Annotated in this window: 6 protein-coding genes; 2 read left to right on the forward strand and 4 right to left on the reverse strand. The window is 67.2% G+C overall.

Features of this window, described 5'->3' with window-relative positions:
- On the forward strand, positions 1-1,114 hold a 1,114-nt coding region (locus B2W70_RS06615), incomplete at its 5' end, for an NAD(P)H-hydrate dehydratase (protein ID WP_286744025.1).
- A gap of 12 nt (positions 1,115-1,126) precedes the next feature.
- On the opposite strand, the gene B2W70_RS06620 is transcribed toward B2W70_RS06615, so the two are convergent.
- Genes B2W70_RS06620 through B2W70_RS06630 form a run of 3 tightly spaced genes read right to left on the reverse strand, consistent with a single transcriptional unit; the run spans position 1,127 to position 9,157 of the window.
- A complete protein-coding gene (locus B2W70_RS06620) occupies positions 1,127-2,851 on the reverse strand; it encodes a GGDEF domain-containing protein (protein WP_286744028.1) in 1,725 nt (574 codons plus the stop codon).
- 4 nt (positions 2,852-2,855) lie between these two features.
- A complete protein-coding gene (locus B2W70_RS06625) occupies positions 2,856-5,081 on the reverse strand; it encodes a putative bifunctional diguanylate cyclase/phosphodiesterase (protein WP_286744031.1) in 2,226 nt (741 codons plus the stop codon).
- A complete protein-coding gene (locus tag B2W70_RS06630) occupies positions 5,078-9,157 on the reverse strand; it encodes a response regulator (protein ID WP_286744034.1) in 4,080 nt (1,359 codons plus the stop codon). Before B2W70_RS06630 ends, B2W70_RS06625 begins: the two co-directional genes overlap by 4 nt.
- Before the next feature lie 219 nt (positions 9,158-9,376).
- Between B2W70_RS06630 and B2W70_RS06635 the strand changes: the two genes are divergently transcribed.
- Positions 9,377-10,432, forward strand: a complete 1,056-nt coding sequence (locus tag B2W70_RS06635) for a sensor histidine kinase (RefSeq protein WP_286744037.1) — start codon at positions 9,377-9,379, stop codon at positions 10,430-10,432.
- Between the two features lie 3 nt (positions 10,433-10,435).
- Here B2W70_RS06635 and B2W70_RS06640 read toward each other — a convergent pair whose 3' ends face one another.
- A complete protein-coding gene (locus tag B2W70_RS06640) occupies positions 10,436-11,071 on the reverse strand; it encodes a response regulator (protein ID WP_286744040.1) in 636 nt (211 codons plus the stop codon).
- Positions 11,072-11,260 lie beyond the last annotated feature (189 nt).

Consider the following 11,260-nt stretch of genomic DNA (forward strand, 5'->3'; position numbering starts at 1 on the left):
GCAGCAGCTGCTCGAGCGCGTGGCCATGCGACACGTGCCCATCGTGGCGGTCGATGTGCCCAGCGGGCTGTGCGGAGACACGGGGCGCTCGCAAGGCGCCGTGCCTTGTGCGCTGACGGTGACGTTCTGCCGCCTCAAGCCCGCGCACCTGCTCATGCCCGGTCGCAGCCTGTGTGGCGAGGTGGTGCTGGCCGACATCGGCATCCCGGACGCAGTGGTGCGCGAGTCGGGATCGCAGGCATGGGAAAACCGACCCGAGCTGTGGGCCAACACCTGGCCTTCGGTCGATGAGGCTGGGCACAAGTACCACCGAGGGCACGCCCTGGTGTGGGGCGGGGGGGTGATGACCGGAGCGGCCCGTCTGTCGGCCCGTGCCGCCGCGCGCGTGGGCGCTGGGCTCACCACCGTGTGTGTGCCGCAGTCGGCCTGGGCCGTCTACGCCGCGTCGCTGACCAGCATCATGGTGCACCCGGTGGGTGGCGAAGGTGCGGCGCAGTGGCTGGCGGGTTTGAACTCCCTGCTGGCCGATGACCGCCTGAGCGCAGCGCTGATCGGTCCAGGCGCGCTGGGCGGCACGCAAGCCGGCGGCCTGCGTGCCCTGGTGCTGACCTTGCTCGCCAGTGGGCGCCCGGTGGTGCTCGATGCCGATGCGCTGACGGTGTTCGCCGAAGACCCCTCGCTGCTGTTCGCGGCCATCGCCGGGCACAGCCGCCCAGTGGTGCTGACGCCGCATGACGGGGAGTTCAACCGGCTGTTTCGCGGCCCGCAGTTGGCCGTGGCGGCCAGCAAACTGGAGCGAGCTCGCGAAGCCGCGCGCCTGAGTGGGGCCGTGGTGCTGCTCAAGGGGGCCGACACCGTGGTGGCCTCGCCTGATGGGCGTGCCAGCCTCAATCGGAATGCGCCCAGCGAACTGGCCACGGCTGGCTCGGGCGACGTCCTGGCGGGCTTGGTGCTGGGCCTGCTGGCGCAGGGCATGCCCGCCTGGCAGGCCGCTTCGGCGGCGGTGTGGTTGCATGGCGAAGCGGCGAGGGCCTTTGGCCCAGGTCTGATCGCCGATGACTTGCCGGACCAGGTCCCCCTTGCCCTGCGTCGCCTGCGCAGCTCGAAGGCTTGAGCCGGGCTCCGCTCAGTTCACGCAAGTGCGGTTCTTGCCCGTGCGCTTGGCTTCGTACAGGCCAATGTCGGCGCGCTCCAGCGCGGCCTCGATGGGCTCGCCTGGGCGGTAGGCCGTCACCCCTGCCGAGAAGGTGATGAACACCTTGTGCTCGTCGTGGGTGAAGAACTCCGCGCTGAGCGTTCGCTGAAGTCGCGTCAGCGCTTGCTGGCCTTCGTCGACTGGCGTGTCCGGGAGCATGACCACGAACTCCTCGCCCCCGTAGCGCGCCACCACGTCCACAGGACGCAGGCATTCGCTGACGCGCCGCGCGAGGAACTTCAAGGCCTCGTCACCGGTCTGGTGCCCCAGCTGATCATTGAGTTTCTTGAAGTTGTCGACGTCGAGCAGGCCGATGGCCAAGGTCGTGCCCTGGCGTTCAACGCGCGCTTGCTCGGCCTCGAAGGCCCGCATCATGCCGCGGCGGTTGGCGATCTGGGTCAACGGGTCGGTGGAGACCTCGTCGGAGAGCTTGCGGATCTCGTCCTCGAGCGTTTTCACGCGCTCACTCAGGGCGTGGGCCTTGCTGTGCTCTTCCTGCAGCTTGAACTGGGTCTGGGCGACCACCGACTGCACCGAGCGGCTTTCAGCCACCATCTCGCGCACCACGCCGGTCAGGCTCTCGAGCGAGTCGGCCTGGTCGATGGTGTCGGCGTAGCGACCCAGGTTGGACTGGAATCGGTCGGTTGTGTTGCCCAACTCGCCGATTTCCTGAAGCATCTGCTGGATGAGTTGCTTGAGGGCTTCGCGCGCGTTTTCGCGTTCCAGTTTGAGTTGCTGTTGCTTGATGCGCGCGTCGTCGAGCAGTTGCTGAACATGTCGCAAGCCTCGGCTGTCGATGCCTTCTGCGAGCTGGTGACGCATCGCCTGGACCTGACCTTGCGCCCAACTCTCGTCTTCTGCCAGGTGGACCAGGCTGTCGGTCAGGGACTGGCACAGGCCCATGAGCTGGTCGAGCAGGCGATGGCGTTGCTCGATGATGCCGCGCGCCTGAGCGCAGGCCTCGTTGACACTGGATTGGGCCTGGGCAGCGGCTGTGAGGGCCTGCGCCGTCGCCTGGGCGCGCGGGCTCGCTGAAGCAGGGGGCAGCGCCACCTGCACCGTTCGCACCAGTTCATCGACCGCGGTGCGCGCGCTGGCTGACCAGCTTGTTGAAGATCCGGATGACGCCGGCTGTGGAGGCTGGGGCTGGCTCACAGCGCCCTCCGAGCTTGCGTGCTCAGGCGCGGGCTGCGGCAACATCGGCGTTGCGGCATTCGGAGGCGAGGCATCGGGCGATGCCGCCGGGTCCGCTGAGCCGTCGTCTTCCAGCGGGGCGTTGTCCAGGGTGTCGCTGTCCCAGCTTTGCACCAGCTGGCTCAAGCGCTGGTGCAGGCGCTGGCCCGAGCTTTTGCTGCCCTCGAGCACGCGCTGCAGGCTGTCCTTTTTGCGCGCTGCCGTCCATTGGCGGCCTCCGCGCTCGGCGCCACGCAGGATGCGCCCGATCAGCCTGGACCAGCGCTCACCCTCTTCAGCCTGGCTGGTGGTGTCGGATGGCGTGGCCTTGTCCTGGGGCTTGTCGGTGGCGCCAGCTTCTGCGCTCGGCACACCCGACTCGGCCTCGTAGGCCTTGCGGTAGTTCTCGGGCGTGGGTTCGAGCCTTTGCTCGGCGAGCCGTCGCAGGGCGGCCTTGGCCAGGTTCGCAGGGGTCTGGGACATGGTTTCAGCGTGGCACGCTCACCAGGCGCGATGCATGCTCGTTCGTCAGGTTGCCAAGGCGAGGCAAGGTTTGCCCCTGCTGGGTGTCCTGCAGCCAGCGTTCGACGTCGGCCGGGGACATCGGACGAGCGTACAGGAAGCCCTGGCAGATGTGGCAGCCCAGGTTGTAGAGCACTTCCATCTGCGAGAGCTTTTCCACGCCTTCGGCGACCACGCGCAGCCCCAGGGCCCTGGCCAAGGCGATGATGGCCGAAACGATGGCCGAACTCTGCGGCGTGTCGCCCAGGTCGCGCACGAAGGAGCGGTCGATCTTGAGTTCGCTGATCGGCAGGGTGGTCAGGTAGGACAGCGAGGAATAGCCCGTGCCGAAGTCGTCGATCGAGATCTCGGTGCCCAGTTGGTTGAGCCGGTGCAGCGATGGCACGACGCCTTGCAAGTCCTTCATCAGGCCGGTTTCGGTGATCTCGAGCTCGATGGCTCGGGGCGGCACCTGACGCGCCTCCAGGATGGCCTCGATTTTTTCGACCAGGTTGCTTTGCTCGAACAGGCGAGAGGGCAGGTTGACGGCGATGGACGCGTCGAAGCCGAAGCTGCGGTGCCATTCGGCCGCTTGCCGCGCAGCCTCGTCGATGGCCCACAAGCTCATGTGGTTGATCAGGCCGGTGGTCTCGGCCAAGGGGATGAAGTCGCCCGGAGGCACCAGCTGGCCGTTGCGGTTCCAGCGCATCAAGGCCTCGGCGCCCACCATCTGGTTGGTGCGCACGTCGATCTTGGGCTGGTAGTGCAGCACCAGCTCCTTGCGCTCCAGGGCCTTGTGCAGGGCGGTGTCCAGGTCCAGCCGCACGCGGCCCTTCGAAGCCAGTTGCGGGTCGTGCAGTTGCGCGGTGTTGCGGCCCTGGCTCTTGGCCAGGTCCATGGCCACGTCGGCATTGCGCAGCAGGTCGGCCACGTTCAGGCCGTGCTGCGGGAACACCGCCACGCCCACCGATGCCGTGATGAAGCACTCCTGGCCGGCCACCATCATCGGCTCGCGCAGGGCGTCGAGGATGACGTAGGCCGTGGACATGGCCTCGCGTTCGTTGCTGACCTCGGGCAGCAGCACGACGAACTCGTCGGCACCCAGCCGGCCCACGGCTTCGAGGGTGCGGTGCGCGCGGTGCCCGTTGGTGTCGAGGTTGCCTTCGATGATCTGGTCGGAGTGGCGCACGCAGTTGCGCAGGCGCCTGGAGACCTCGATGAGCAACTCGTCGCCAGCATGGTGGCCCAGGTTCTCGTTGATGATCTTGAAGCGGTCCAGGCCCACCTGCAGCAGCGCCACGCGGTGATTCAGGCGCTTGGCGTACTCGATGGCGCGCTCGCTGCGCCAGAACACCTGGCGTCGATTGGGCAAGCCGGTGAGCGTGTCGAAGTTGGCCAGGTGCTTGATCTTGTCTTCGGCGACGCGGCGATCGGTCACGTCCTGCACGATGCCGGTGTAGCCGATCAAACAGGCCAGTTCGTTGAACTCTGGTTCGGCCTCGACGTGCAGGATGCGGCGGCGGCCATCGGCCAGGCTGATCTGGACGTCGTTGCACAGGATGGTGCCGTGGTCGACCACCTCGTGAAGGATGCGGGCAAAACCTCGCCGCTCTTCATCCGGCAACATGCGCAGGATGCTCTTGAGTCCCAGGTGGTCGTGTGAGCCCAGGCCGAAGACACGCAGGCCTTCGACCGAGAAGGACAGGTCGCCGGCGCCCTTGCGCCAGTCGAAGCTGCCCATGCGGGCGAGGTCTTGTGCGCGGGCCAGTTTGGACTTGCTGCGTTCGAGCTCGTCGCGTGTGCGAGCGGCGCGCAGCAGGTAGCGCAGGCGCCCGGCCAGCAGGCTCCATTGCGTGCTTTTGACGAAGAAGTCGGTGGCGCCGGCCTCGTAGGCGCGGGTGATGGAGGCGTCGTCGTCCAGGCCGGTCAACATGAGCACGGGCACGGACTCGTAGCCTGGCATGTGACGCAGTTCACGGCAGGTGGCGAAGCCATCCAGGCCAGGCATGACGGCATCCAGCACGATCACATCAGGCAGCCAGTCAGAGAGCATCTGCAGGGCCTGCTCACCCGAGCTGGCCTCGGTGATGGCGAAGCCGCGCTCTCGCAGGGCGATCGAGGTCAGCAGCAGGTTCACTTCGTCGTCGTCGACCAGCAGCACCTTGGGCTGCTCCTGGCCGTCCTCGAAGGCGAAGTCCGAGGTCACCGTCATGAGGGTTGCTCCAGCAGGGCACGCAGGCCCGCCAGGACGTGTTCAACCTCCACGGGCACGGCCCGCAGGCGTTCTGAGAAGTCTTCTTCGCTCTGGCGCCTGATCATGGTTTCGATTTCGGCACACAAATGTGACAGCTTGAGCGCGCCGATGCTGGCCGAGGAAGACTTGAGTGTATGCGCGACGTGGAGGATCGAGCTGCGGTCATTCGTGCGGATGGCCTCGTCGAGTTGAGGCAACAAACGCGAGGCGGAGGCCTCGAAGGCTTTGCTGACGCGCTCGAACAAACGGTTTTCGCCTCGGGGGTCGAGGTCGCGCAGGCGACGCAGGGCGTCGGCATCGAAGAGTTCTGTGGCCGTCGTGGCCTGCGCAGAGGTCGCGCCCGTCTCGGCCTGCGCGGGGGCGGGTGGTGGCGCATCTGCCACAGGCTGGCCAAGGGTTGCCCCGGGTTCGGCATGGGCCGATGTTGCGGTGGCGAGCGGCGCGGCAGGTGTTGCAGGCGTCGCGGGCGTTGCAGCGGTCTCGGGTGCAGCCGCAGGTGCGACATCGGTTGGCGACGGCTGTTCGCCCCAGCCTTCCGGGTGCGTGTGCTCGACCAGCACCTTCTGCAGCTGGCTCTGGCGGAAGGGCTTGGAGAGGTAGTCGTCGAAGCCCACATCGAGGAAGCGCTGCTCGTCGCCCTCCAGGGCGTTGGCCGTGACAGCGATCACCGGTGTGACGGACGGCGTCAGGAACGTGAAGCGCGTGCTCGAGCCCCGGCGGAACCAGCTGAGGGCCTCGACGCCGTCCATGCCGGGCATCTGGATGTCCATGAGCACGAGGTCGAAGCGCTGCTCGCCCAGCCGGCGCAGGCCTTCGAGCGCCGACGAGGCCACCTTGACCTCGCAGCCCAGGCGCTTGAGCATCTGCGTGCAGACCTCCTGGTTGACCGGGTTGTCTTCGATGACCAGCACGGACTTGTTGATGCGGGGCATGTCGTGGGGCAGGTCGCCACCCAGCTCGGCCGAGATGCCCAGGATGGCTTGCCTCAGCTCCGCTTTGCGCAGGGGTTTGGGCACGAAGCGCTGGAAGCCGGCGTCCTGGGCCTTGCGCACGTCGTCCGGCGAGGACACCGAGGAAAGCAGGACCATCTTGAGTTGCGGGTAGCGCTCGCTGCGGTGCAGGGCGTCTGCCAGGCCCAGGCCATCGAGCTCGGGCATGTTCATGTCCACCAGGGCCAGGTCGAAGTCGGCATCCTGCGTGGGGTGGGCCATGAGGATGTCGAGCGCCTCGCGGCCGTTGGTGGCCTGCGTCACCTTCATGCCCCAGGCCGTGAGCATGTTCTCGATGACCGTGCGGTTGGTGTCGTTGTCGTCGACCACCAGCACGTTGAAGGCTGGCATCTCGGGCTCTTCGATGAGGGCCATGTCGATCTGGGTCTCGCCCACCGAGACCGGCACGCGGAAGACGAACTCGGAGCCGACGCCCGGCGCGCTGTGCGCCTCGATCTGACCACCCATGAGCTCGACGAGCTGTTTGGAGATGGCCAGGCCCAGGCCGGTGCCCCCGTAGCGACGCGCCATGCCGACGTTGGCCTGCACGAAGGCGCTGAACAACCTGGGGATGACCTCGCTGGGGATGCCGATGCCGGTGTCGCGCACCATGAACTCCAGCTCGATGTGCTGGTTCGCGGACGGCACGCTGCTGTGAACGGTGCCGCCCATGCCCCGTCTGATGTCGACCACCACCTCGCCATGCTCGGTGAACTTGATGGCGTTGGCCACCAGGTTGGTGAGGATCTGGCGCAGGCGCAGGGGGTCGCCGTGGATGACGCTGGGCAGGCCGGGTTGCTCGCGGAAGGACAGCTCCAGGCCCTTTTCGTGGGCGCGGGGAGCCATCAGCTCCAGCGTGTCTTCAACCAGGGTGCGCAGCACGAAGTCGCTGTTGGCGAGTTCGAGCCGGCCGGCCTCGATCTTGGCGAAGTCCAGGATGTCGTTGATGATCTCCAGCAGGCTTTCGCCGGAGCGGTAGACCGCCTGGGCAAAGCGCCGCTGCTTGTCGTTGAGCGGCGTGCCCAGCAACAGCTCCGTCATGCCCAGGATGCCGTTCATGGGCGTGCGGATTTCATGGCTCATGTTGGCCATGAACTGGCTCTTGGCCTGGCTGGCAGCCTCGGCCATGTCGCGTGCGCGTTGCAGCTCCAGCGCCTGGTTGTGCTCGTCCGTCACGTCCGAGACGAGGCCGTAGACCCGTGTGTCGCCCCCGGCAAGCCGACGCGTGCGGCTGCGGTGACGCATCCAGCGCAGGCCTTTGCCCGGGATCTGCAGGCGCAGCAGGGTGTCGGTGTTCAGGCCCAGTCGCTCTTGCGCCTCCTGTTCGCGCAGGAGAGGGATGTCCTCGGGCACGACCAGCGCGTGCACCCGCTCGGCACGGGCCTGGATGTCTTCGCCTGGCAGCCCCAGCAACTCATGGGTGCGCGGGCTGAGGTAGAGGAAGCGGCCGCGGCTCTCCGTGGCCACATAGACGGCGTCGTCCATGGACTCAACGAGCTCGCGGAAACGCCGCTCCGACTCTTCCAGATCGGCCTGCGCCTGACGCGACGCGGTGATGTCACGCACCAGCGAAATCAGCAGGCGAGGGCGGCCATTGCTGTGGCGCAACGCGAAGTGCCGCGCGTTGACCACGCGCACGCCTGCTTCGCCTTGCCAGGTGAAATCGTGCTCCACGGTTTCACCACTGTCGACCGCCTGCTGCATGTGCGGCTGCGTCAGGCCCATGACCGACTTGCCCAGCGCCTGCTCGAACGGGCGCCCGACCACGCGGTCGCGCTGCAGCGAGAACTCGATCTCGGTGTAGCGGTTGATGGCCACCACGTTGAGGTTGACCGGATCCAGCACGAACAGGCTGACCGGCAGGTTGCCCAGCAGCGCTTCGAGGAACTCGCGCTCCTGGTCGCGCACGTGCTCTTGGGCCTTGCGCTTGGTGATGTCGGTGAACAGGCAGACGTACTGGTTGCGCCCGCCGGTTTCATCGAGCATCTGGATGGCGTCGATCTCCCCCCAGTAGCGGGTGATGCTTTGGGCGCTCTGGCGCCCAGCCTCGTAAGAGATGCGGAAGGGCACGCCACGTTCGAGCTGGTTTTCCAACTCGTTGATGGTCTCGGCGTCGGTCACCTCTTGCGCGAGCAGCTCAGGCAGCTTGCGGCCCAGCACCCGGTCTTCAGGCCAGCCGGTCAAAGCCACGAAGGCGGCGTTGATCCACTCGATGGTGCCATGGCGATCGGTGATGGCCACGCCACTGCTGATGCGCGACGCCACCAGGGCCAGGCGGCCCAGGTGCTCCTCGTGGCTCGCCATGCGGGCCCGGTTGGCGTCTCGCTGCGCCACGAAGCCGAGCTGGATGGCCGCGACCTCCAGCACCGCCTCCACGTCTGCATGCGCTCGGGCCGGGTCGTCGAACTCGAGCATGGCCAGCGGCCAGCCATCGACGGACACGGGCAGGGCCAGCACGCGTTGGGTGCCTGCCGCGCGCCAGGGGCTGGGCGTGCCGGCAGACTGACGCAAGTCGGAGACGGTGGCCTTGAGCGTGCCCAGCGCTTGACCGAGCGGGCGGTCATCGCGGTGGGTGGGGGTGATGGCGCTGACGTCGATGTGTTCGGGGCCGCCGGCCTGGTGAGCCCAGGGGCGCAGCAAAGCGGACTCGCCGTTCCAGCCGTCGACCTGCAGCGCGGCCCAAGCCCTGGAGCCCAGGTGGCGGTGCAGGGCCTCGCCGACGCGTGAGAGCGCCTGCCCGAGGGCTTCGGCGGAGCGAGCGTGTTCTGCGATGTCCCGGATGAGCCTCAGGTGGGCTTCTTGCCTGGCCTGCAGGGCCTCGGCATCGACCTGGGGCTGGCTGTTGGGGGACGAGGTGGGCACCGTGGTCAGGGGCGGCCCCAGCTCGGGTGCGGGCAGGGGACGCCTGCGGGCCAGATAGCCGATGCTCCCCGATGCCAGCATGGCCAGGGTCAAGCCAGCGCCCGCAGGTCCCCACGCCCAGCCCGCAGCCGACGTGCCGGCCAGGGACATCACCAACATCAGTGCCTTCCAGGGGGTGCGCATGGGTGCGGTCAAAATGGGCTGCCGAATCTGGCGAAAACAGGGTGAGCCCGGAAATGATTCATCCGGGAATCAGGGGACAATCGTCAACAATCTCACGAACTTTAGCTTGGCTGAAAAGTTTCAGGCCAGCAGAAGAAACCCCTTTCGGCCCTCCTTACAATCGTTTGAATGCGGATTCACAACGGACCGTCGGATGAGCCCAGGGCCACCAGGCCCGAAATGGGGGCGTTGATCCCTGGCTGGGGCGTTGCCGGCCTGTGTTTTGCCCTGGCTTTGCTCGTCACCGACGCACCTGCCTGGGCCTGGGTGCTGGCTGCCGGGTCCTGGCTGTCGGTGGCGGCGCTGGTGAGGGTGCTGCTCAGGTTGTTGCCCTCCGTTGCCCCTGTCCCGGTGCACGTCGCCGAGACCCCGGTGCCGCGAGCCGATGCCGGTCGCAACACGCCCACGAGCGTTGAGCCCGAGCCCGATCACCCTGTGGCCGAAACCGCCTTGTCACCGGCGTCCGAGTGCGCGGCGATGGAGGACGTCCTGCCCGCTGCCACCGAGGTGGGCGCCGCCGAGCCAGACGCCGATCGCGAAGTCGAGCAGGAGGCCCTGCGCTACGCCCTCTCGCATGACCTGCGGGCGCCCCTGCGCGTGATCGATGGCTTCACGCGCATCGTGCAGGAAGACTACGGTCGCCACCTCGACAAGCTGGGGCAGGATCACCTGGAGCGCGTGCTCGCCGCCTCGTCCCGCATGAACGGCATGATCGACGCGATCCTGGCGCAAGCCCAACTGGCCACCGAGCCCCTGGGGCGCCAGGACATCGACCTGTCGGGCCTGGTGCGAGACGTGGCCGACGAGCAGTCGGTGGTGTGCACCTCTGGTTCATCGGTCGAATGGGTGATACAGCCAGGTTTGTGCGCGCAGGCCGACATCACGTTGTTGCGCCGCGTTGTCGAAAACCTGCTCAGCAATGCGTTGAAATACAGCGCCAAGGTGGCATCACCTCGCATCGAATTTGGTTGCATGCCCGCCACGAATCCCCCGGTGTATTTCGTGCGGGACAACGGCGCCGGGTTTGACATGCAGCATGCCGACAAATTGTTCGGCATGTTCCAGCGCCTTCACAGCGCCAAGGATTTCGAAGGCACCGGGGTCGGTCTGGCGGGCGTGCGCCACATCATCCGCCGCCACGGTGGGCGGATTTGGGCAGAGGCTCAACTGGGGCAGGGGGCCTGCTTTTATTTCACGCTGACCGATCGGCTCGACAGCACAGCCCTGCCGGGTTGACGCTCAGATCGAGCCCAGGCCGGCGAGCACTTCCTGCGCGTTGATCAGCCGCTCGCCCAGCGCGGCGGTGGTGCAGCCCTCTTGTCGGGCCTGTTGCTGCAAACGCTCAAGTGCCTGGCGGCGGGTGAGCGAATACCGGTGCATCACGATGCCCACGGCCAGCGCGATGGTGTCGGTGAGCGGGTCAACGGCTGCGGGCGCTGCCGGCGCGGCTGTGGGCGCCGCGGCAGGTTGGGCTGCCGTGGCCACCGCCTGGGGTGGCTGCTGGTTCGGACGGTTGGCGAAGGCGGCTTCGACCGCGGGCACGATCTGCTGGATGTCCAGCGGCTTGACCAGGTAGGTCAGGGCGCCAAGCGCCTTGACCTGCTTGATGGTCGCCTCGTCGGCGAAAGCCGACAGGAACATGAAGGGGATCTGGCAGTACTCGCGCAGGTAGGCGGCAACGTCGAAGCCGGATTTGCCTTCCATGCGGATGTCGAGCAGGGCCAATTCGGGCTTGTGCTGCCGGGCAAGCAAGATGGCGTCGTCGCCGTTGTCCGCGTCGATGACTTCGTAGCCCGCCTGGGAGAGGCCATGGGTGAGCGTGGCCAGCACCAGCCGGTCATCGTCCACCACCAGGATCTTGCCTTTTTGATTCACGCGCAGCCTCTCGAGCGCACCAGCGATCTGATCACCAGGGGGTCCGCCTCCCTGGCACATGGAGCAAGTCTACCGCGCGGCGGACGCGCCCTCATTGTGGCCACAGCGCGATCTGGTGGCCAGCGGGCTCTCCCGCGATCAAAGGGGGGGGCTGGACGACCAGGAGGATGCCTGGCGGCGTGAGGTCCA

The sequence above is a fragment of the Aquabacterium sp. UBA2148 genome (assembly GCF_002328915.1).
Taxonomy (GTDB): domain Bacteria; phylum Pseudomonadota; class Gammaproteobacteria; order Burkholderiales; family Burkholderiaceae_C; genus Aquabacterium; species Aquabacterium parvum.